General features: G+C 42.4%; 14 protein-coding genes. 1 reads left to right on the top strand and 13 read right to left on the bottom strand.

Annotated features, from left to right (window positions below):
* Positions 1-22 precede the first annotated feature (22 nt).
* From AC0YN7_RS08980 to AC0YN7_RS08950, 7 genes are all read right to left on the bottom strand, one after another.
* Positions 23-898 (bottom strand): carbohydrate ABC transporter permease, encoded by an 876-nt coding sequence (locus AC0YN7_RS08980; RefSeq protein WP_475809635.1) that lies wholly within the window; start codon positions 896-898, stop codon positions 23-25.
* A 19-nt stretch (positions 899-917) separates the two neighbouring features.
* Entirely contained in the window at positions 918-1,895 is a 978-nt protein-coding gene (locus AC0YN7_RS08975; protein WP_475809634.1) for an ABC transporter permease, read from the bottom strand.
* Positions 1,879-2,952, bottom strand: coding sequence for an alpha/beta hydrolase family protein (locus tag AC0YN7_RS08970; protein WP_475809633.1), 1,074 nt, complete (start codon positions 2,950-2,952; stop codon positions 1,879-1,881). The genes AC0YN7_RS08975 and AC0YN7_RS08970 overlap by 17 nt, the downstream gene beginning before the upstream one ends.
* Before the next feature lie 221 nt (positions 2,953-3,173).
* Entirely contained in the window at positions 3,174-8,858 is a 5,685-nt protein-coding gene (locus tag AC0YN7_RS08965) for a discoidin domain-containing protein (RefSeq protein WP_475809632.1), read from the bottom strand.
* A 270-nt stretch (positions 8,859-9,128) separates the two neighbouring features.
* Positions 9,129-10,721, bottom strand: coding sequence for an ABC transporter substrate-binding protein (locus AC0YN7_RS08960; protein ID WP_475809631.1), 1,593 nt, complete (start codon positions 10,719-10,721; stop codon positions 9,129-9,131).
* Positions 10,722-10,935: 214 nt separating this feature from the next.
* Positions 10,936-11,829, bottom strand: a complete 894-nt coding sequence (locus AC0YN7_RS08955; protein ID WP_475809779.1) for a carbohydrate ABC transporter permease — start codon at positions 11,827-11,829, stop codon at positions 10,936-10,938.
* Positions 11,830-11,860: 31 nt separating this feature from the next.
* Complete coding sequence (locus AC0YN7_RS08950) at positions 11,861-12,844, bottom strand: ABC transporter permease (RefSeq protein WP_475809630.1); 984 nt, start codon at positions 12,842-12,844, stop codon at positions 11,861-11,863.
* A 328-nt stretch (positions 12,845-13,172) separates the two neighbouring features.
* On the opposite strand from AC0YN7_RS08950, the gene AC0YN7_RS08945 reads away from it, so the two are divergent.
* Positions 13,173-15,452, top strand: a complete 2,280-nt coding sequence (locus AC0YN7_RS08945) for an AraC family transcriptional regulator (RefSeq protein ID WP_475809629.1) — start codon at positions 13,173-13,175, stop codon at positions 15,450-15,452.
* A gap of 370 nt (positions 15,453-15,822) precedes the next feature.
* Here the strand turns inward: AC0YN7_RS08945 and AC0YN7_RS08940 are convergent, their stop codons facing one another.
* From AC0YN7_RS08940 to AC0YN7_RS08915, 6 genes are all read right to left on the bottom strand, one after another.
* Entirely contained in the window at positions 15,823-17,634 is a 1,812-nt protein-coding gene (locus AC0YN7_RS08940; RefSeq protein WP_475809628.1) for a right-handed parallel beta-helix repeat-containing protein, read from the bottom strand.
* Between the two features lie 120 nt (positions 17,635-17,754).
* Positions 17,755-18,969: a formaldehyde dehydrogenase, glutathione-independent gene (gene fdhA / locus AC0YN7_RS08935; RefSeq protein WP_475809627.1), complete on the bottom strand. Its 1,215-nt coding sequence runs from the start codon at positions 18,967-18,969 to the stop codon at positions 17,755-17,757.
* Between the two features lie 275 nt (positions 18,970-19,244).
* A complete protein-coding gene (locus AC0YN7_RS08930) occupies positions 19,245-21,509 on the bottom strand; it encodes a glycosyl hydrolase family 95 catalytic domain-containing protein (protein ID WP_475809626.1) in 2,265 nt (754 codons plus the stop codon).
* 388 nt (positions 21,510-21,897) lie between these two features.
* The gene (locus tag AC0YN7_RS08925; protein WP_475809625.1) at positions 21,898-22,713 is read right to left on the bottom strand and encodes a phytanoyl-CoA dioxygenase family protein; all 816 of its coding nucleotides are present in this window, start codon (positions 22,711-22,713) and stop codon (positions 21,898-21,900) included.
* 257 nt (positions 22,714-22,970) lie between these two features.
* A complete protein-coding gene (locus AC0YN7_RS08920; RefSeq protein ID WP_475809624.1) occupies positions 22,971-23,903 on the bottom strand; it encodes an NHL repeat-containing protein in 933 nt (310 codons plus the stop codon).
* A 377-nt stretch (positions 23,904-24,280) separates the two neighbouring features.
* Positions 24,281-25,309, bottom strand: coding sequence for an S-layer homology domain-containing protein (locus tag AC0YN7_RS08915; RefSeq protein WP_475809623.1), 1,029 nt, complete (start codon positions 25,307-25,309; stop codon positions 24,281-24,283).
* Positions 25,310-25,453 lie beyond the last annotated feature (144 nt).

Here is a 25,453-nt window from a genome sequence, read left to right as displayed (position 1 = left end):
TTAAATGACAACGCTTAATACGTCATCCTTTAACCGAACCTAATAGTACGCCTTTCGCAAAATGTTTCTGTAAAAATGGATACACAATTAAGATTGGCAGAGTCGATACCGTTATAATCGCCATCTTGACGGACTGCGGTGGAATCGTGAAAGCTTCGTTCACCTGCCTTGAATCACCTATACCGCCTTCGGCCATAATGACCACCTGTCGCAGTAGAACCTGAATGGGCCATTTGGTCGTATCATTGATATACAGAATGGCTGAAAAAAAGGAGTTCCAATGCCCAACAGCGTAAAATAACGAAAATGTCGCAATCGCGGGCAACGAGAGGGGAAGTACGATTTTAATCAATATCCCCAGATCGTTGCAGCCGTCGATCTTGGCTGATTCTTCAATGCCGTCAGGCATCTGTTGAAAAAAGTTTTTCAGAATAATAAGATTGAATGCGCTAATCGCACCCGGAAGCAGCAAGGCCCAAAACGAGTTCATTAGTCCTAATGCTTTCACAACCAGAAAAGCAGGAATCATTCCCCCGCTGAATAACATCGAAAAAATGATCATCAGCATAATCGGTCTTCTTCCCAGCAAATCTCTTCGCGAGAGAGGATACGCCATTATGGATGTGAATATGAGATTGATCGATGTTCCCGCCACAGTAATAAAAATGGTATTTAATAAGCTGCGGACAATGGTATCCGTCGAGAAAATATAAATGTACGCATCCAATGACCATTGCCTTGGAAAAAACACAACACCTCGCCTAGCGAATTCCTCTGCGGACATGAAGGAATTAAGAACGATATATAGAAACGGAAGTACAGCAAAAGCTGCAATCAGAGTCAATGCGGTAATATTAAAGATATCAAATAGCCTTCCGCCAATTGTTCGGTCTTTCATATGAGTTCACATCCTTCTTCTAGTAAATGCCTTCTTCTCCAGCTTTCTTCGCTAATGCATTCGTGGCAAGTACAAGTATCAGCCCAATAATTGACTTGAACAGTCCGACAGCCGTACTGTAGCTAAATTGACCCTGATTGATGCCTATCGTATAGACATACGTATCGAATACTTCACCAACCTCACGATTCAAAGCGTTGATCATTAAAATAATCTGTTCAAAGCCAGTATCCAGGAAGTCTCCTAATCGCAAAATTAGCAATATGATTATCGTGCTGCGTATTGCCGGCAGTGTAATATGCCAAAGCTGGCGCATCCGTCCGGCACCGTCGATTTTCGCTGCTTCATATAGTCCCGGATCCACCCCCGCCAACGCAGCTAGGAAAATGATTGTGCCCCAGCCCGTTTCTTTCCAGATGACTTCCGTCATAATCATTGTGCGAAACCAATCGGCACTAATGAGAAAATTGGTTTTCTCGCCGCCCATTTGCACGATAAGCTCATTGACCGCTCCGCCTTCAACGGTAAACAAAATATAGAAAATACCGACAACAACGACCCAAGAGAAGAAATGGGGAATATAGATCAAGGTTTGAACAAACCGCTTGAAAAATTCCTTACGAATTTCATTCAGCATCAGAGCGACAATAATCGGCAGCGGAAAGAAGAAAAATAGATTATAAATCGCCAGTACGACTGTATTTCGAAATAACATGACAAAGGTTGGTTCGTTAAAAAAACGTATGAAGTGCTTCAAGCCCACCCACTCGCTATCCCAGAAGCCTAGGAAGGGCTGGTAATTTTTGAAGGCGATCAGCACGCCCCACATCGGGAAATATTTAAATAATATGAAGTAAACAATGCCCGGCAAAAGCATAAGGTACAGCCATCGATCACGAATGATAATTTTTAATTTTCGATTGAAGACCTTCGGCTTTACTATTGAATCTAGTGAAGTTGGTTCAAGTGCATTCGTATTCTCATGTCTTATCTTCATGCCAAACCTCCCTTATATCACTGTCACGGTCGGCTACATCCTTTTGATGTATGGAGTAGCCAGATAATCCGCCCGTCACATTAAATTCCTTCTTATTTAAGTCATAATGCACGATAGCCACCTCATCTAATGAATTCAGCACCACTGAAAACTTCTTCGTGATGAGGTATCCCGCTACGACGAATGATCCTTTATTTGGAATCTCAATGGGGATAGAGTTACGCATACGGTTATACTCACTCAACTCCTGCATTTGTGTCATCTGCTCGTTTGATGCATTTCCCCAGTGCTCCCTGGTTCCAACCCCCGCCAGTTCTAAATATTGGACTCTATTAGACAGCCCGAGTTCCCGAATTCTGTTCATATATATCCGTGCGTGATCTACCGGCACACGAATGTCGGTATTACCGTGAGCGATGAATAACGGTGTAAGCAGATTTTCAGTCAGAGCTAAACCACTCCGAGACTTATATGCTTCAGGATTATGTTGTGGCGGGAAACCTATCCAAACGTCCAATTCATCCTGAAACTCTCCGATGGTATCATTCTCATACCACAGCTCATAATCCGAAATACCGCACATTGCTGTGGCCGCTGCAAAAAAATCCGGAAACTTGCCGATAATCGCATAAGCGTTTCCTCCTCCACCGCTACCCCCCTCGAAATACACCACCTGAGGATCAATAATGAATTCTTGATAGTGCTTTCGTACAAAATGGACAGCGTCTATCACATCTAATAGCTCCCACCCATTGCAATCAGGACTACCATCAGAGAAAGCTCTTCCTCGCATATCCACCTCGACCACCAAATACTTGCCGTCTCCATATGGTTTATCCATATACTCGAAAGGCGGGATACTCATATGCCAGCCGTGTGTTGTAACTAAAATGTGTGAGGGCTCTAGAGGCTTCAATACTCTCATTGCTAAGCGAAGGTCTGGTTCCCTTGACGAAGGATAATAGATGAAATCGCAATAGGGCGAATATCTATTAAAACGTTCGTCATTGCTTTGGCGATTTTCTCTAATTCGATCCTCATATTTTTCATAAGTCATGCCGTCTGTTCTCCCATCGGTTGCGAATTGATTATTCCGAGCTTATCGAACCGCGAAATTACCGTCTACAATCATTGCCGAGCGAGTTCACTTTAGTGGGTTCCAATAATCTTTAACGAGTTACCATAATCATTTACGGGAAAGCTATACAACATAATAAAGGCCGGTCAGGGAACGTCCCTGACCGGCCTTTTTATGTTCTCGAGCACTGCTACGTTTTTTTATTGCAAGATCGCTTTCGCTACGATTGCAAGGTCTTCGATATCAACCTTGCCGTCTTTATTAACATCTGCATTCACATTCCAACCTGCTTGACCTTGTTGTGTGCCATAAGCCCCTGCAACAATAGCCAAATCTCCAATGGAGATGCCGCCTTTACCATCGACATTTGCAGATATCTTCTTGCTATTAAACGTTTGAATTGCAGCTTCCAATGCGCCTTTCGCATTATCCACCTGCTGCTGAGAGGCTTTCGGATCACTTGCTGTCACATTAGCCGCATCGATAGCGGACCTTAATAACGCTTTGGATCCAATTGCATACAGGCCGTCTTCATTTCCTTCCACTGCAGCGTCGTACTTCGCTTGAGCACTTGCAATCAATTCATTTAGCAATGATTTTTCCACAACTTCTGCGATTTGAATGTCATGTTTCGTTTCTTTGATCTGCAGTTCGTCTCCTAGTGCGTTAGCAATCGCGATATTGTCTACAGAAATGGTCGTAGTGGTTGCCTGAGATCCAGATTTGGCCGTAAATTTGAATGAGAGGAAATCTCCTTCAGCCTTCACTCCTTGGCCTGTGCCCACGTTAGCAGCCACAATCCGGACCTGTCCCGGAATTTCCTTTTGATCGATGATTTGAAATCCGTCTTTCAATGATGTAACCGATTCAAATTGTACACGCACCGGATCATAGTGAAGCGTCAGATCTTGAGCATACACTTGTTGGTATTCACTTTGCGTAACGCCAGCCAATCCCATCGTCAGATTGAATGTTTGGCCAGGGTTCACCTTAACAGGCCCGGTTATAACGGATTGTGGTACTTCCACTGTTTCAAGTATTACATTGATCTCAGCAGCTGATGCGTAACCACCAACGCCTGCTGTTGCTTCGAGCTTGACATATGATGCATTTGTCGGGGTAAATGATGCGAATTTCTCCACGCTGTCGTTTGCCCAATTTCCATTTGCAACCTTCGTAAAGGATACTCCATCCGCACTTACATACAAGTTATAGCTTGTAATATTTCCGTTGCTGCCTGATTGTCTTGGTAAATACGCCAGTTTATTAATTTGGTGAGTTCCTCCCAAATTTAAAATAATCGATTGAGGGAGAACGCCGGATTTATCCCACTTTGTATGCCAAAACGTTTGTGGGTTTCCATCAACTGCCATCGAGGCTGCATTGTTCTCGTTAGCCGTTTCCTGACTTGCCGCCGTTGCCGTCATTTGTGATTGAGGAATCGTATTACTCGCTACATTTATTGTCATTGGATGACTTATTACGGTCACTCCGTTTATAGTAACCTTTGCCGTAACGGTTGCTATAAACCCAACGCCAAAATCGCCGTTAACAACGATTGTGTTACTGCCTTCAACAACAGATAATCTTGCATCGCTAAATTGATATTCTACTGCAGCCCCTGATAAATCAGCTGTCGCTCCGGTATTCAACAAGCCATTAATCGTGGACACAATTGGAGCACCCGGCTTAATGGTCGTTTTATTCAGAGTTACGTTAACTTTCTCTAAATAAGGTGCTGTGTAGATTTCCCCTAACTGATTAACAAAAAGATACGTAACTTTGTCAATCGAGCGTCCATCTAATTGCACTCGGATGTTAACCTTTGCCATACCCTGTGAAACAGCGGTCAGCAGGTTGGATTCATCCACCGTAATCACATCCTGGTTTTCGCTTGTTACTGTGATCTTCGCATCTTTAATATCAAGCGGTTCGCCCTTACCCGTAAATGCCGCAATGTCATATTTACCTGTAGCAGCACCAACCGGCTTATAAGCATAATCGAATCGATCAAATAACCCGGACTTATCCACTCCGTTTATTGCCACTTCAAGTAAATCAATCGTTGCCCCGTTTGAACCATTTTCAAATCGTAACTTAACGTATTGAGCAGCTCCCGCTCCTGTGTTTAATCCATATTGATTGTAGAATCCAAAATTAGCAGAGCCCGTCGGGCCGTTGACGGTGCTGATATCTTTCCATTCCACACCATCAACGCTCGTTTGAATTTTTATTGTTTTAGGTGTATTGATATATCTTTGTTCCAAAGAATTAAAGTTAAGATTGATGCTGGAAATCTCAGAGATTGTCGGCAGCTTAAATTCAATCCAAGCCTTCTCATTTGCGGGTACCGACCATTTGGATTGATCATAAAGAGCGCCTTCAATTGTTCTTCCATCCACTAGATGACTTACTGCAGCTTGATCATGACTTGCTGTAATTTCATCAGCACTCGCAAGATTTTCATGTGGCAGCAGGTCCATGAATACTTTATTCGTTGTAAATGTTTGACCATCCAACGTTACATCCGCCCACACAACTCCTCGTGTTAGCTTATCTACATAAGGTGGGATAATTTCATTTTTCCCGAAAGTGAATGTATCTACTTCATTGATATTGACCGGCTTCAACTTATCCCCGGCTTTTAGATCAATCGTACCGCCATGCCATGTAATATTTGCAGTATCAAGACCGATCGCTCCGCCTTTAGCTGATCTGCCTGCTATTTCATAGCGTAAGCCTTTCAGTAAATTAAACTCACCATAGGCCTCTTTACCTTCAATCAACAAAGTTGCGCCAATCATGCTCTCTCCAACATAAATGACTCCATCTTTAGCTGTTACTTTTAAGATGTCCTGCTTCGTAACACCCTCATAAGCAGCACTTACGGTGATGGATGTTGTTCCGTTTGATACCGGAGTCACAATTCCGTTAGCATCAACAGCAGCTATTGCTGGATTTCCACTGCTATAAGTGATACCTGAAAGCTGGGCTTTCAGCGCTGGGAATGTCATATATCCCTCAGCGTTGATTTTAAGCGATGAAGGCGTTAGCTGCTCCCCTGTTGCATGTACATTAGTAAGTGTATAGTTGCGTGTAGGATTATCGGTTACAATCTTAATGATCGTATCCACTGTATCCTCTTGAACGTTAGCAAGATTGATTGTCAAGCTGTCTCCATTTTGTACAAACGATGTGACCGGGATATTCTCGTTCAACCATGTCACGGATGTCACCTTATCTTTAACCGGACGAATGGTCAAAGACTTTCCTTCAATGGCGTTAAACCCTTTTTTACTGTCAGGTCCTTTCATCACATGCAGATACACATTGTTGTCTCTATACGTTGCATATCCCCATTGTGGGCCTGTAGTACTGTTAGCTAAAGCAAATTTTTCATAATTGCCTTTCCCATCATCTTCGTAGCCATAGCCCGATAAGAAATAAGGCATGGTACCCGTTGTAGACTCGTGTCTTTCCGGCTTGCCCTCAGGCGCAAACCATCCTACAAAACTATCTCTCACATCAATGTATTCCTGCTCTGCTTTAGGATACCTTGTCGCAATTTCCTCAGGAGAGTTCCAATTTGGTCCGCGGCTATCTACAGGCGTCTGATCATTATTATCCACATAGCCTCTGCCAACATTCATAATCATTTCCTTGGCAACTTGCCTGTAGTCATCACGTTTACCGTAATATGGAGATAAGCCGTTTTTTGTGTGAATCATTTTCCATGGTTCCATAATCGTACGTTTTAAAAGATGATTTGCAGCGCCATTACTGTAAATACCAGATGCTTCTTCGGTTCTTAAATCAGGGTCTCCATACTCATCGCCCCATGCATTTGAGTTTATAATAATATCATCGCTATAATTGCGTACAACACTATATATCACGTCAAAATTCGCGTTAGGGATCCCTTGCGGCCCATCATAATAAATATAATCCGGAGCATACCGTTCAATTAAATCCTCTTGATTCTGAACATAGACGTCCGTCGTGTAGTTTGGCACCCCTCCGCCATAATACAGCCCAAACTTCATGCCATAACGTTTTACTGCTAATTCAAACTGTTTCAATCCATCTACAACTTTACCGCTTTTATCTTTTGGAAGATATTGATGCCGATCATGTTTTGGATCAGCAAACTTGGACGGCCAAAGATATGCTTGTTGTATCGATTCAACCGAAACTAATGAATGCCCTTGAAGTTTCGCCCTTTCCGCCCATAAATCGGCAGAGAAATTCGGGTCAACAAAGTAGCTGTAAATTGGAGCAGCATGAGTTAAAGCACCCACTCGCCCTTCTTCAAACCATTTATTAGGGCGTTCCTTTACTGTAATCGTCATATTTTTTCTATTTGTATCTCCGTTTCGATCCTTTACTTGTATCGTAAAGTTGTAATCACCTGGTTTCGTATTGATACTGATGATGCCTTTGCTACTATTTAAATCAACGTTCCCACTATTTAATCCATCTGCGATTGTGCCATCGGCATTTAATTCCAAGCCGTCAGGCAGTTTACCCTCTACGATACTCCATGTATAACCGGGAGCTCCCCCGCCCGCCATAAATTGGAAGGACGATGCTGCTACGCCGTATTTCTTATTCCCTTTCGATTTATTCCATACATAAGGCCATTCCTTGTAGCCAATCGGCATATTACCAGTTGGAAGAGGATTTTTAACAGCATCCTCAGCGGATAGTTTTTGTGTAACAATTTCTAGCGTTCCTGAACCATCTTTCGTTGAATGAACAAGTCCTTCTATTTTATTTCCATTTTGATCTGCAACTCTTCCATAGAACCCAAGGTACGCTGCACTGTCATCTAAGCCTAATGGAACACCATTTTCATTAACATCTTCTGTATAGGAGTGCTTGATTTGAATCATTAATTTATTCCAGCCCTGCTTTAACTGAATCTCTTTTTTTGTTAAATCCTTATGCACTTCTACTGGTACAGTCGGTGCAGTCAAAACTTTATCGTTTACATAAAGTCGATACGAACCACTGGCGCCTACATTGAAATACGCTTTTTGTTCTACCGGACTGTAAACGTATGAGTGTGCATACACGTATTTATTTCTCGTATCTACACCTTTTTTCACTTCATAGTAACCATGTAAGTCTTGATAATCATCATAGTTTCTGTTATAAAGACGATCATCGAAGTATTCCCATTTATTACTTTCAGCTTCGAAACTTAATGACTTGCCAACATCAGGAGTGATTGTAGCCGTTGGATCTACATCTGTGACTGTCGGTTTATTGTACACTTCTACTTCTGAAAGGCCAGTGATTCCAGGATAAGGCGTACGACCCTTATCTATTTCAATTTTCATTTGAACTACATTCTTTAGCCCAGATGATAAAGCATACACAGTTGGTTCGGATGGATTAGAAGATGTACTTTTAACCTCTCCAGATTCTACTTTGCTGCCGTCTTCAAGAGTGAACGTAAGATGATACACATTGTTTACGTGGCGCGAATCGCCCCATTGCGCTATTTTCACTTCAGTGATTGCAATAGGTTTAGCCCATTTTAGATTTACCCAAGGGGCAGTATCTCTTTCTGTCACCCACTGTTTTTTAGAATTTCCATCGACTAAGTAAGAAACAGGGTTTACTGCAAGAGTTGACGAAGAAGCCGTTACTTCTGATGCCAATGGCGCAAGGTTCACATTTTCTCCCACTACAGTCTTATAAATGTTGTCCACTACAGGCGAATCAAATGGACCTGATACCAACCACGAATTTATAAAAGGCGCATTACCTGTCACTTGCTGAGCATTTACTTTAGTGTTTGGGATTGCAAACGTAAATGCTGTCATTATCATTGCAGCTGCCAATGTTGCTGAGGTGATTTTTTTGAATTTTTTCATCATTTGCTTCTTTCCTCCCCTTGAAACGGTATTCTGATAGCAGCACTCATTGACTTGTTCACTTTATTCATATCTGCAATAACCTCCAATAATTAATTTACAAGATAAAATGACAACGCTTTCTTTTTAATTATGTCTGATGATTCCTTATACAAGATCCCCCCCTCTCATTGATCTGATATTACTAAATGAAAGGGCGCCATTTCTTGTTAGTAATTAGAGTATAAATACAGTACAACCAATCCAACTGGTTATGATATACTCCTTCAGTGCTTACGAGCCGCTTGCCATTCTCCATTCATTGATTTGTTTTTGCTTCTCGGCGATAATATCGTCGGCTCCAGCTTTTTTCAATTTGCTCAGAAATTCATCATAGTACTTGTCCGGATCTACCGAACCAGAATTTAGTGTATATAGATATTCTTTCAATATAGCGTCAACGTTGGCGGTTTGAGTTTTTACCGGCGCAGAATTGAATACGAATCCCATCACAGGCGATACCTTCGCCGTTTTGTCAGCATTGTATACAATTTTGAGAGACTTCTCTTGCGTTTCCATATTCGTATTTTGATCCCAAAGCATCCTGCCATAAGACTGTCCGATCTCCCATTCACTCCAATTAAAATTGTACATACCTGGGATCATTTCAATCTGTTTGTCGTTAAGCTTCTTGTAATCTGATCCTTCCTGGCCGAAAGCCAGAAGATGGAATAACTCGTCGTTCGTATTCAACAGCTCGATCAATTGAACCGCTTTTTCTGGATGCTTCGAGTTGGCACCGACAGCGACTAATGCCATAGAAGGTCCATTAGCAGATATAAATGGCTCGGTAAACCTTTTCTTATAAGAATAAATCTTCTCTTCCGCCGGCGCGTGGGCCATAAACGATTGAGCTTCAAGCTCAGGCATATCAATTAAGTCAGGATAAGGGTTAACGTACTTCGCAGCAATCCGACCAGCTTTTCTGTCTGGGATATAATCCTTCATCGTAGCAGCATCGGTCTTAATGTAGCCATTCTTATACCAATTTCTAAACGTTTTCAGATAATCCTTGTACTCCTCCGTTTCATATTGGTTGAACACATTGAGGTCACCATCATCAAACCGTATCCAACCTGGGATTTTATTGTCTCCTACTGAATCCATCCCATAAACGATCGGCATATCTGCAAAATTGTCGGCTTGGTTGCTATATTCCCAAGGAATGATATTAGGTTCCCCTTGTTTCACAGCACTCAGAAACGGTGTCAGGTCATCCCATTTTTCGACCGATTTCCAGTCAAAATTATACTTGTCAACGAAATCCTTTCTTAATTCTACCCCTCTTGCTCCGGCCATTCCCCATATTTGATAGTTAATGGAACCGTAAACTTTACCTTGCACCACTACTCCTTTCCACAAATTCTGAGGTACTCTTGATTTGGTTACAGGGGCGTACTCCGTCAACAGATCTGTAATATCTTTATAAGCTCCTTTGGACGCATTCTGGAAATAATTTAATTCTCCGAAGCTTCCAGTAAAGGCCAGATCAAACGGTTCTCCTGACGAAATCATCAAATTCATTTTTTGTGGATAGGCATTCCAATCGATAACGACAAGCTTCAACTTGGCGTTAATTTCTTCCTTTATGATCTTGTTGGCCTCTTCCATAATTCTTTCTAAGTCTTTAACCGGAGAATTAGCAATATAGAATGTCAATTCAACAGGCGGATCGTCAAGTGTCACCGACTCTTTAGTCGTCTCACCCGGCAATGCGTTGCCGTTGTTCGCTCCATAATTGCCCTTTGTTGCACATCCGATGAGTGAAAGGGTAGATACAAGTACTAATGCGATTGCCGATGTCATAAGCCTTTTTCGTTTTACCATATTTCACCTCCTGTATTTACTATGCAGTTCCCCCCCATTCACTAAAAAAGACTCCAGTACTACCTATTACAATTTCACACTAGTTGATCTAACAAGTATTGAAAACATAAAAAAGTGTACTTTCCTTTGATAAATCATCATTTCAGCTCTCTAAAAAATAATACTTCTCAACAATTTATCATTTACAGAAATCAAAGAGAGCTTTTGCAGCCTTTTATGCTTTAACGGCTCCAAGGGTAAGCCCCTTAACAAAATACTGCTGCAAAAATGGATATATTATAATAATTGGCCCTATCGAAAGGATACATGCAGCCATTCTGGCGCTTTCGCTTGGTAGATTCCCCGTCGACAGTTCAATTGATCTAGAGGCGCTATCATTGCTTAGCAAATACTGTATGTTCGTTAGTAAAGACTTAAGTAAATATTGAAGTGAATACAGCTTATTGTTTTCAATAAACAGCGCGCTGGCAAACCAGTCGTTCCAGTAAGCAATTGAAATAAACAATCCGATTGTCGCAAGAACAGGAGTAGATAAAGGGAGGACAATACGGTAGAAAGTATTGAATTCCCCCGAACCATCTATTCTCGCCGATTCAATAATCGAATTGGGTAGCGCCTTGAAGAAATTACGCATAATCAGCACATGCACTGGAGACACGAGCAATACTGCGATCAAAACAAACATCGTATCTTTCAGGTGAAGGTATCGGGTAATTAGAATATAATAAGGAGCGAGTCCCCCGTTAAATAAAATGGTGAAAAAAACAAGAAATGCTACCTGATTCTTATACTTCACTTCATTTCTTGAGATGGCATATGACATCATCGATGTTATAAGCAAATGAAGAATCGTGCCGGCGACCGTGACGATGACCGTTACCTTATAAGCGTTCATGATCGATGTAGAGCCAAACAATACAAACTGATAGCCCGCTAGACTGAAATCTTTCGGAATAAGGTTGTACCCATCAGTTAATAGCGATTTCTCTCCCGTTAACGAAACAGATAGTACCATCAACAACGGAATCACACACATCGCACTATATAGAATGAAAATTAAATTGACTGCGAACTTTGGTAATACTCCACCATTTTGTAATGGTAGCATCTTCAATTGATCACACTCCCCAATGAGCAGACTAGAATAACGAGCTGTCAGAATCGTATTTTTTTACCATATAGTTCGAAATTAATACAAGCACTAACCCTACAACCGCTTGATACAAGCCTACTGCAGCCGACATCCCAATGTCGCTAACGACTCTCAGTGATCTAAAAACGTACGTATCGATGACGTCAGTAGTCGAATATAAAATTCCTGAATCCCTTGGCAAGTTGTAGAATGCACCCCAGTCGCCAAGCCCACCACTAAAAATCTTTCCAAACGAGAGTAGCATAAGAATGAACACTACCGGCATCAAGAGTGGAATGGTAATATATATTGATTTCTGCCATTTGCTCGCACCGTCGATTTCCGCAGCTTCATAATACTCCGGTGATATTCCCGTTATGGCCGCAACGTAAATGACCGAATTATACCCTACTGACTTTAATATATAGGCAAAGGGCATAATAAAACGCCAGTATAACGGTTCGCCATACCAATGAATCGCTTCGAACCCCAGTGATTTCCGAATAGCATTTATAAGTCCATGATCAGTGCTGAGCAATGTGTAAACAATATATTCTCCCACTACCCAAGATAGAAATAACGGCATCAGCATTGCGCTTATGTAAAATCCTGTTCTAAACCGTCCTCCAGTTTCTTGTAACAGAATGGAGAAAATTACAGAAATAGCAGTTACCGATACCAAGATTACCAAGTTGTAATAGATCGTATTAAAGGTGACCCTCCATGCTGAATCGGACTTTAAAAAAAACTCAAAGTTTTTAAATCCAATCCATTCGCTAGCCCATACGCCAATTACCGCATTATAATCCTTAAAAGCGATCATCGCCCCGAACATAGGCAAGTAATGAAAGATTACGAAATAAAGTAATCCTGGCAAAATCATGACATAAAAAGGCCATCGTCTTACCATTTCTTTCAGAAAAGCATGCAAGTAACCGGTCTTTTGGCTTCCTTTCTCCGCGGATCCTGACGATAGCACGTTGTTTTTCATTCACCCACTCCTTCTTTCTCTAAAGGTTCATTTTGCTCGTGCTCACTATCAGACTAGCTGTTTAAAGAATAGTTTTATACAGAAAAAATCATATTTTCCTTTGACAATGCATGTTTATCGTTCATTCAAAAATATACATTTCTTTGATATTTCAACTTATAATACAACTTCCAGAGACTACGGCAGGAAAAAAGAGGGGAATGCCGAAAGTTTACAAAGTATGTAGTAATCTCTCATTAATTGTTGAAAATAAAGGATGTGGATATGATGGGAGGGAATGGCGCTATAGATTATGAGGTTATAGTTACGATAGAGGGGGGATTCACTTATGGCTTTTCGTTTCAAATTGCGCTTTAATAGTTTGTATTCAAAATTGCTACTTGCTACTACCATATCCCTTACTATCCTGATCTTCGGTTTGTCTGCCATCTTGTACTTCAAATACAGCGAGGCTTCGTTGGAAAATGAAACTAGGAAAAACAAGTCGATTTTACATCAGATAAGCTACAGTATGACTTACATGGATAGTTTAGCTCGTAAATTCATATCCGCAGCGATTACCGGGCCTAACGTCCCGAACCTCCTGTATGGTCCTAGCGATGACAGGTTGGCGCTCAACAATGCTTTACGGAATCTGGACCAACTATTGATGACAAATGATTACGTTTACTCGATGTACACCGTCTCCCTATCTCTCGACCGGATCACATCTACGGAGGACGGAGGGTTTCATTCCACCAAAACATTTTACGATAAAGATGTTGTCAGCTTAATTCAAAAACAAGACAAGCAAGCTTTGTCTGGAATGCCTATAGCCCGCAGAATCCCAAAAGCGAATTCCTCTTCGCAATTCGCCAATGTTTATACGTATATTCTTCCCTATCAGACAGACCCTGAGAAAAAGACTGACGAAGCGTTAGTCGTCAACATTAAAGCGAGTGCCCTTCGTGAGCTTATCGCTTCTTTAAATATCAACACCGCCGTTACCGGCAACGATATTGTCGTGATCGACTCTAATGGAACCGTGGTAAACCATACGTCTGAGAAAGTATTTTTACGAAATATTCGGAATGAGAAGTACATCCAAACCGTACTGGCCTCCGCACAGATCTCAGGCAACTTTAAAGCAAACATTAGCGGACAAAGCTACAATGTTACCTTTTTCTCCTCAGAAATGCCAGAATGGAAATTCATCAGCTTGACCTCACACAAATCATTCATGGCTCCAGTGGAAGCCGTTAAGTCTTTCACGGTATATACAAGCATGGCCGTACTACTAGTGGGACTACTCTTATCCTTTTTATTGTCGAAAACGTTTTATACTCTGTTCAGAAGGCTCATTGAAACACTACGACTGAGAAGCGATGAATTGGAACGCAAGCAGCGGGATCATCGTCAATCATTGAAAAACAATTATCTTAAAGATTTAATACTTGGCTATAAGGTAATCGATCGCGAGGAGTTACAAGCTCAAAAAGAAGACCTTGGCATCAAAACGAATTTATCCGGCTCACTTCGGATAATTTTATTCAGAATTGATTATTACCGTGATTTTCAAGAAAACTATAATGAAAGGGATCAAGGCCTTCTGAAATTTGGAATTATGAACATTATTGAAAATATTTCTTCAAACCTATTCACTTCTGGAGACATCATTGAAATGGATGCCGACAATTTCGTATTGCTTCTGGAATCTACGGGCTCGGAAGAAGAGGAAATGGATATTTTGACTCTAACTCAGAACATACAACATTCAGTTCGCGAATATTTAAATTTTTCTCTATCTGCCACAATAAGTGAAAAAATAAAGTCCGGTGCCCTGCTTAACCAAGCGTTTTCCGACATCTCGGCACTTTCTTTGTACCGTTTAGTAGCCGGACACGGCAGTATTCTTACTCCAGCATTCCGGTCTTCCATCTGTTTGAACCCTTCACCCTTTCCTGAAGGTAAGGCAAAACTAATACTAGATTCGCTTAAACTCGGCCATTTGGATAAAGCCAAGAAGTACTATTACGAAATTGTTCTTGGGTTAACCGGTATGACATATGAGACAACGCTTTCATCATTCATGCATCTCATGTTTATGATCAGCAGCGCCTTTCATTCTGTTGCAGACAACAGTAACTCCCGTATATCGAATGAGGTTCACACATTTTACTCCAAAATCGATCGTCTTGAAACAATCGATGAAATTAATCAATCGTTTGAAACTATATTCACTGAGGTCGTCTCGACTTTAGACACCATTAAACACAACAAACACAATGTTATCGTAGTTCTCATTCAAAAAATGATTGCGGACAGATATTCAGATAAAAATCTAAACCTGAGTATGCTTGCCGAAGAAGTTCAAATGTCAAACGTCTATGTAGGGAGAATATTCAAAGAGGCGACAGGAACATCAGTCGCTGAGCACATAACGAATGTTCGAATGGATCGAGTGAAGCAATTACTTCAGGAAACCAGTTTATCGACCAAAGAGATTTTGGACCAATGCGGCTGGGAGGATTTAAATTATTTTTATACTTTATTTAAAAAGCATGTCGGAGTGCCTCTTTCCCAGTACAGATTATTAATGAAAAGCGATCATGATGTGGGAACGAATTGATAGCACTAGGAACGAACGTTAAGATCGAAGACCCCGCGGTCGTGATCAACCCGGATCCGATACGCTCGGAAGCCGGCATTGCGACCATAATGCTGCGGTCAAGACCAATCCCAGGCATGATCACAATATCGGTAAGCGCCGAAGGGCTGCTTTCGGCGGTCGAGAGACTAGCGACCGTATAGAATCCTTACAAACAATAAACGTCAGACTGTTGAGAAAAGCCGAATCTATGGAAAAAGACTTTCCCATGTTTATGCGGGTTTTTATTCAAAAATTTCTATCAAAAGGTACTTTCTCAACAGCCTGAAACGTCCAATCCGTTGCCATTCATGCAACAAATAAATATCTGAAAAATGTGCCCCTCAGTCTCTCAAGCTTCGTTCCAATGACGAGTCTGCCCATAAAACAGTAAACCCTGTTCCGGGGAGACCGTTACATTCTTCAAAGGCATCGACTCTACTAGTACGTTCTTGTTGATTCCTTCTCCAATGAATCTGTTACCGGCAATTGTTACTTCACTGCATGCCGTCAACTTAATAATAGGCGTTTCAAATGGATTGTGGGCGCTTGTTGCGATGATTTCATTATTTTTAAAACTTAAACAATGCGTACTTTTGGCAGACAGAACAGCAACATCCTTCATATGGATAACATTATTCTCGATATGAATATTGCTGTGGACAGGAAATTCCACACCTACATCGCTATTCTCAGGGGCGACATAGATGACTGGATTACCGCCGCCACCGCATTCGATAAATCTGTTCCCACGGATCATTACATCCTTCACCATGCCGGATTCATACCAGCTTTCTGCGTCATTGGCAATTAAAATCGCACTCATAGGTATACGTTCAAATACGTTTTCTTCGATCGTAATTCTTCGTCGTGTGGATACAAGTATTCCGCGTGTCGGAACGCGTGTAAAATAATTATTCCTAATCTCAACTTCCGGTGTCCAAGTTACGTTCTCGATCACATCATCCGTTTCGATAAAACCTTGTACGGTCTGCTCCAGAGTAAGCAATATATCCCGAGGATTTATGAAATCTGCAGTCTTCACTATATTACTAGCATACACAGTTAACGAGCGTGAACGAACGAAATCAATTACATCCCCTGGGAAAAAGGCATCAAACCCATAGCTTTGTCCATGCATAAACCTTACCAACACTTGATTGGGCGCCGGTTTATCGATAATACGCAGATGAGTACCATGCACATTGATCGCATCATCATGCGCTCCTTCAAAATGACTATTCAATATGGCAACTTTTCCGCAACAACCTGAGAAATGCATAAAATCAGCAAAAGCTGCGACAGTACGCCCCGTTTCTGGACGAGGCGCCATATTCATTCTATCGAAGGTCAAGTTATCGCTAAATTGGCATACGATTCCTAATCCATGCAGATAATGCATTCCAACACTATTCCATATAATGTTACGACTCTTGTGAATGAACACTCCTACTTGATCACGTATGCCATCACGCACTTGCAACACCCGACCGGCAACTGTTGCAGGAGCAGCTTCGTAATAAAGCCGCAGCCGTAAAGGCTCTAATTCTTCAACATGAGTTGTTGTTTCTGCCAAATTTCCGATACGCCAAGTCGTATTTTTGAGCGGATCATACTCTTGCATGTGACCATTATGGAAACGCCAGCCTTCACCAATCCAGTTCAGTTTTCCGTTTTCGATCTCGTATCGCGTAGTGGGATGAACTTTAATATCCATATAGTCGTTTCCGACAACCTCAACGGTCATTTCCGCCATAGTAGGATGCTGAAAATCGGTATCTACGTTTCGAATTTCGATGTTCTCGCAATGATCCAATACGATCATCGTTTGTTTACCATGGAATACAAATAACGACCCATTGCCTTCAACAATGACATTGTTCATCTCTCTAAATAAAATACCGATTGTTTTCACAACATCTGTATTTTCTTCTTCGCTGGCTGTATTAGAAATATAATAAGGCACTTTGGCTGCATGATCTGGGTAAAAATCATAACGCCCTCTTGGGAAGTTAAGTAATACGGGTCCCTTCATTTGGGAGATCGCAGCAACAGCAAGCTGCATAGCTTTCACCGTATCTTCTCCTGAATTAGGCTTTGCTCCGAATTCCGTCATACATAGGACGTCATGTTCCGAATCTCTTTTCATTTCTGGCGTTCGCATAATTTCCCTCCCCTATTCGATGAAAGTAACTTTTCTTCTCATTGAACTACCTTGTGGATTCGGATAACCATACTTTGAAAATCCCTATTTTTATCCGGCTTGAATGTTCCGTCTATACCGTTATTTAACAACTCCATGGGGATCAATAACAAATTTCCGGGAAACGCCGCGATCAAAATCCTGATAAGCTTTTGGAGCCTCATTTAATGATATAAGTGTGGCATTCACAGCTTTAGCAATTTGTGCACGTCCGCTCATAATCGCCATCATCAATTCTCTGTTGTATTTCATAACTGGTGTTTGGCCTGTCACAAAAGTGTGGGATTTAGCCCAACCGAGACCAAAACGAATTTTCAATGTTCCAATTTTCGAGTCTTCATCTACAGCCCCCGGATCACCCGTTACATAGAGTCCTGGAATTCCTAAGCTGCCGCCTGCACGGGTAACTTCCATGATGGAATTCAATACAGTTGCTGGCGCTTCGCCATGCCCATTTCCATGTCCATGAGCTTCGAATCCAACGCAGTCAATCGCTGAGTCTACTTCAGGAGAGCCCAAAATTTGATCAATTTGTCCAGCCAAATCGCCATTCTCACGCAGATTGACCGTCTCACAGCCAAAGCTTTTCGCTTGGGCAAGACGATCCGCATTTAAATCACCGACGATAACAACCGCTGCTCCTAGCAATTGTGCAGAGTGCGCTGCGGCAAGACCTACCGGACCTGCACCGGCAACATATACAGTTGAGCCCGGGCGAACTCCTGCACTAACCGCACCATGATAACCTGTAGGAAAGATATCCGAGAGCATCGTTAAATCGAGAATTTTTTCCATTGCCTTCTCTTTATCCGGGAACTTCAATAATTGAAAATCTGCATAAGGAACCATGACATATTCGGATTGCCCGCCAACCCATCCGCCCATATCCACATAACCGTAGGCCGAACCAGGACGATCTGGATTGACGTTTAAACATATATTTGTATTACGTTCTTTACAACTGCGGCAACGACCACATGCAATATTAAATGGAACAGAGACCAAGTCACCTTTTTTTATAAACTCTACGTCTCGACCTACTTCAATAACTTCACCTGTTATTTCATGACCTAGAATAAGACCGGATGGTGCCGTAGTCCGTCCTCTAACCATGTGCTGATCGCTTCCGCATATATTCGTTGTAATCACTTTCAGAATAACTCCATGCTCGCATTTACGTCCTACATTTAATGGATTGACACCCGGACCATCCTTCAACACTAAATCAGGATACGCTGTATCTCTTACTTCAACACTTCCCGGTTTACTATAAACAACTGCTTTATTCCCCGACATATTCTCATCTCCATTTGCTAAATTATTTAATTGATGTTTAATTAATTTATCAGTCTTTATGATCATATTCGTCACTTATTAATGAAAGCGTTTCCTTTTATGATAAACTCCCAAGATTTATTAGTCTTTGAATTAACAAGACTTAATTTTGCACTATGCGGACATTATGATGGATCAACGGAGATTTCGATAATTGGCTTATTCATAAAAAATAAGGGGAAGGCATTGTACCCTCCCCCCAATTTGTAGTCAGCTATAAAAGTACTTTTCTTACATCAATTGCATACAGATTTAATCAAAAGAGACTCCCCTGCCCGCAAGTCAATCGTGAACGTTTCCCCAATCCTGGCAAAACGTACGCTTGCGTTTTCCCCTTGCACAATTTCGAGCTCATCCGCATCGAAACTGTTGAGTACTTGAAGCCTGACTTCCCGATCTGCCTCGAGAGTAACGTACATAAGCCGTCCGTTTGCGAATTCAGCAGAAACGAGGCTTCCCATCCCGCTCCTGAAACGACGGAAAGATACACCACTTTGCTTCCATTCATCTGGAATAGCCGGGAAGAGGCGGATAAATCCTTCGTGATTTTGAAGCAGCATTTCCTGCAAGGCGTCCGCAGCCGCCATATTGCCCTCAAGCGTAAACGGGCGATAGTGGAACGAGCTGTACCCCATCTTCTTCTGGTCGCCGTTGAGATGAAATCCGTTACCAGAAATAAAAGCATCCCAGAAAATGTGAAGATATCGATACGCCTGCTCACCATTTCGCGCGCGAGCATACAAATCGGCCACCCACGCAAAGGAATAACCAACCCATTGTGCAGAACCGAGCTGCTCGATCTGTATAAGCGACGCTTCAATGATCTCCTTTTCCCGTTCCGAACGGTCGTATTGTACCAGATTCAGCGGATAAATCGCCATCAGATGCGACATATGACGGTGACTCTCCGCAAGGGATTCGTCCGGACTAAGCATGAGCACTTTGTCCTTATTCACTGCAAGATCCGATAGCTGTGATCGAATGTCGCCCCATTCCTTCGCCTCTTTGTCCCGTCCGAGGAGTTGCTCGTACTGCTTAAGCGTCTCGAACAAATAGTGAAGCAGCGCCAAATCGTTATTGCTGTTCGACGTCAGCCATGCGGCCGGCGAATTGTCGTGAATCTCCGGCGAGCTGGACAGCGGCAGCAGCAGTTTTCCGTCCGGGCCTGGTTTCAGCCAATGCTGGACGCAGGCCGCCGTTTCGCGGAAATATACATAAGCCTTGTGCTCCAAAAATTCCAGATCACCCGTATACAGCCAATAATGGTCGAACGCCTGACACAGCCAAATCTGATTAACTAGATTCGTAGAATACATGACCCAGCCTCCAAGCGACTCGCCACTGATCCCCATGACTGAAGGCAAACAAATACCCGGCGCCTCAAAAAACCGCTCTGCGAACGCCTTGGCCTGTGGCCTCAGGTTCCAGAGTAAGTCGATGAAGCTTTCCCCTTCTTCCAGATGGTTCGCTTTCATATATGGCCAGTAGCTCAACTGGGTATTCAAATCATTATGATAGTCGCCCTTCCAAGGTGGCAGCTTACCTCCGTCCGCGGTCCAAACACCCTGCAGCGGCATCGGTGGCGCCCCTTTTCGAGAGCAGGATCCGAACAAATAATGCGTATGATACCACTGCCGTTCCATCTCCTTATCAGGCAAAGTCATTTCACTCTTTTTCCAATAAGCGTCCCACCATGACTCGTGCTCCATAAGCGCGCCATCAAAACCTCTTGCCAACGCTTCTCGAACGACCGTTTGCGCGTGCTCCAACCAGTTCTCGCCGTCTGTGCTGGCCTTGATGGTGTAAGCGATTTCAAGTGAATCCCCTTTATGTACCCAGGCAACCGCAATGGCGAACGATAAAGATCCACAAGTCGGCTGCACGTAAAGCATCGTGTCACCTTCCCGAGTTACTGTCCCGGCTGGATACCCGAGGTTGCCTACGGAAGAGGGTACGGAATTAAGCTCCCCCGCGCCACTATAGTTAGGAGGGTCCAAACGGATAGTGGGAATGTCGGCATTGCCATGAACCGAAATGAATCCAACCGACTGCGTTGCACTCAAAAAACTGCTGACAACAGTCTCTTTACCGTTAAAATGTAGAGTAACCTCCGCAAGTGCTTTTTTCAGAACGATACGGTTTTCCACGTGGTCTGCTGCTTTTCCGAAGTCAAGCTCGAGCGCCCCGACCGGAATTTTGGTCGGCGTCGTTTGGTCGTAAAAGGAGTCGAACCGCTTATTTACTTCTTGATACTCACCATTCTTCACAAGCTCGATCAATTGGGCATACCGGTAATCTTCTGCTTCCGTTTCCGGCGCCACACGAGTATCCCAAAGATCTCCACGATCCAAGCTGAACCTAAGCGGCGCACCGCTGCCGTATACAAGGCAGCCCGTCAAGCCGTTGCCAAGCGGAAGTGCCTCATCCCAGCAAGTAATCGGACCTTTAATTCTTAAATCGTGGTTTTCGTTAGGTTTGTTTGTCGTCAACGCAATCTCCATAGTAACTACTCTCCCTCTCCCGCAAACATTTTCAGCTGTACACTGAACGCTTTGCAAGTATGCAGTTATCGTAACATCCCCTAGTTAATTGAACAATCTTCCATTTTATAAATTTTCGTTCATTTTAAATGACTATTATCAGTCATTGGGGAAAATGAAAACCAGATTGCTTCTATAATACGACCTGACCGGCGTTGGCAGCCGCTTTTTCACTAAATGAGAGAGCAAGCGTATGCAAGAGAGGAAACAGAGATAGAAATGATATCAAGACAAGAATACGTTAAACATAACCGCTCTCCTCTTCCTTTTGCATACATACATTGATAATATCAGTTGGTCGAAAAGAAAGAAATCGTTCTTGCATATGCAAGAACGATTATCAAAGGACCTATGGATAAACAATTGGATTAAGGGGACTTGCAGCAATCTCTCCCCGTTTAACTCCTGGAAAGAAGTTCGCTAAGTCACCTCCTCCTCTATCCTCTTCAGTAATAGTCAGCCCATCCGCAAAATAGATTATGGTCATCACCTCACGCATGCGATCCGTTGGATTGTCTGGAGCGCTGTGAAGGGTCCATCCAGCGTGAAAAGTAGCATCTCCAGCTGCCATAGCACCATAGTTTACCTGCTTTAGACCTTTACCCTCAATGTAGCTCTTGAAGGTGCGGTGCGATTCATCCGTAATACCCTGCTTCGAGATATAGCCATTATGATGGGTAGCGGAAGCAAAAGTCATAGACCCGACTTCCTCCGAAATTGGAACCAACGGCATCCATAGTGTAATTGTTTTATTGGTGTCCAATGGCCAAAAGTTTTGGTCCTGATGCCATGGCGTATGGCCGCCTCCAGGCTCTTTAAATAATGCTTGATCATGATAAATTCTTACTGACGGAACCCCCATCAGATCGGCAGCTACTTTTGCAAAACGTCGCGCCATAACAAATTTTTGGGCGGACTCACTCATTCTCCACAAGTTCTCGATCTGAATAAAGGCTTTACCATACGTATCCCGTTCATGCACCGGTTTTGTATGGTAGTTTCGTTCTTTTACTATCTCACTGATTACCTCGCGATATATGGATACTTCGTCATGTTTCGCTAACGCTCTCACAATTGTATGTCCATCGCGCTGGTAGCTCAGAATTTGCTCTTCGGGAAGATGGTACGTCTCGTTCAAATTAGGAAGGTTGTTTATTATGCTCATTTAGAATCCTCTCCTTGTCCATCATTATTCCTACATTACATAGCTAATTGTAATAGATTTTGACAGTTTGGTCTTTGTGTGTAATGATCTTTTTAGTTGTATAAAATGACTGAATATATTTCTTCTATAATAAGACGCATCGTTTCATTTCAACTTCAAGGTTAGCAATAACCTTGTTAAATAAGGTCTACTACTATTTAAAGAACCCGCATGTCCAGTCATTCTGGATATGCGGGTTCCCTTTAATTACTATACAATTATGCCAGTGTAAGCTTAGTTATACGTCCATCGAAAATCCATTCAGCAATATAGACAGAACCTTTGGAATCAACACAAACACCATGCGGCGAGCTGAATTTATTATCCTTGTAATAAGACTTAGGTAAATTCGGCCAGCCAGCTTGTTTGTAAGCCTGCTGATCTTCACCTAAATGACAGATCAAACGATCATTTTTGTCGAAAACTGTAATACGGCTGTTCAAGTCTGGGAAGAACATATCTTCTCCATGGAAATAGAAGCTGCAAGGGTAGTCGATATCATCAACGATTACTCTTTTGAACTCTCCCTCCAAAGTAAACACTTGAATTCTATGATTACCACGGTCTGCTACATAAACTTCCTCTATGCCGCTGCGTGTATCAATAGAAATACCGTGTGGACAGTTCAATTGCCCCAATTCCGTACCTTTTCCGCCCCATGAACGGATATATTCCCCTGCTGCTGTATATTGATGAATCCAGCTTTGTCCATAACCATCCGATACATAAATATCGCCATTTGCCGAAACGGCTACATCTGTAGGGATATATTTAAGCTCCTCGTTGTATATATCAGGACGATCAGGTGTTCCCAATGTCAATAAGTGCTTTCCGCTTAAATCCATTTTTACAACGTTACCACGTGAGGTGTCTGTAATATAGAGGTATTCACTGTCTTGTTCCTTATGAAGATAAAATCCGTGTGCGCCACCCTCGAACTCTTCGCCCCATGCCGCTTGAAATTCTCCATTCTGATCAAATTTGAAAATGGATGGTTTACCTGTATGAAAAACATAGACGTTATCCTGTTGGTCAACGACGATTCCATGTGTATAGCCAAACTCCAAGTGAGCAGGAAGCTTTGCCCAACCTTGAACAAGATCATAGCTGCGTGCCGTATTTCCTAATTGCGGTATTTTGTTTGTGATCATATTTAAATCCTCTTTTCCTTAGTTAAGTGATTAGGTCTTGTTTTTTGTTTGCAAACGCTTTTAGAAATTGGAACATCATTCGATGTTAGATCAGCTTCTGCCCGTCCGCGAATCAACAAATGATAGTGTTTTCTGTTATGATAAACCCCCAAACTAGATTAGTCTTTGAATTAACAAGACTTAATTTTGCACTATGTGGACATTATGAGGAAAAAACGGAGATTTTGATAATTGGCTTCTTCATTAAAAGAACAGGGCAAGGCTTTTGAGCCTCCCCCCTGTTCTTAGTTAACACAGTATCAATCTAGCAACAGCTGCAAGTTCCAACCGCTTTGGTCCTGAATTAATCCTTCTCCGTTACACTTTAATTCGTCTTATTATTTATGTTTCAACATGCCTAAGATCATGACCACCGCTTCCGCTCTCGTGGCGTTCTCATTCGGTGCGAAGAGGTTCTTCCCGCGACCCTTAATGAGATTCGCTTCATACGCTGCGGCTACAGAGGGTCTTGCCCACTCAGCTACTTTGTCCGCATCGGCAAAAGATAACTTCGCATTCGGATCGACCTTGAGCCCCAGCGCACGAACGATCATTACCGTCATTTCAGCGCGGGTAATATTACGTGTCGGACGGAAAGAGTTATCGTCATAGCCTTTCAAGATTCCTGCCGCTATAGTTCTTGAGATGGAAGGTCTAGCCCATACCGGAATCTTATTAAGATCGGTGAATGATAGATCTCTTTCTTCACCTTCCAGTTTCAGCGCCTTGCTCAACATGACCGCAAATTCGCTGCGTGTCGTTTTTGCATTCGGCCTAAATGTACCATCTGTATAGCCCGCGACGAATCCAAGCTTCACCGCTTCTTGGATAGATACCTTTGCCCAGTGACTGGAAATGTCGGTTAATCCGTTGACTGAAGAACCATCGCTTTTCACAGTAGCTTTCACACTGCCAAGGCTTGAAACGAGCTTCGACTCTAACTCGGAACTCACGAGTTTCATGCTTGAAAGTGTAATTTCGGCCGATCCTGCAGCAATCGCCTTAAAGGTTAGTGTAGCCAGGGTCACATTTCCCTTCTTGCCTGCTGTTTTTCCTATTTGTGTATGCGCTAACTGAATCGTATTCCCTTTCAAAATCGGACTTACTCCGAACCCTTCTTTTCCAAGGTCCGCGCTCACAAACTCAAGTCGTTTCGAATCGTAAGTTAGATTAATTTCGTAGGCGTATAAATCGATAACATTTGTTCCATTCACTTTGACTTGAAAGGTTTGGTTCGCCTTTGGACTGGCATTGGCGATGGATAGCGAAAATGCTTGCTCTTTCGCAGCAAACGTAGTCTTCGGAGGCAAGAAAGATATACATAGAAAAAATGCCAAGCTGCACAAAAGTAATTTACGAATCATCATTGAACCATCCCTTCGGTAAAATAAGATAAGAGTGAGAGAGTAGCCTATTAATGCTTGGCCACTCTCTCACCGTCTACTTCTATCAGTATATGTTAATAATCTCACAAAACTAAACTATAAAAAACGTAGAAAACACCAAAATCT

Source organism: Paenibacillus sp. J31R122 (assembly GCF_056269185.1).
The sequence above is the reverse complement of the archived record's forward strand: the minus strand, read 5'-3'. Positions and strand labels throughout refer to the sequence as shown.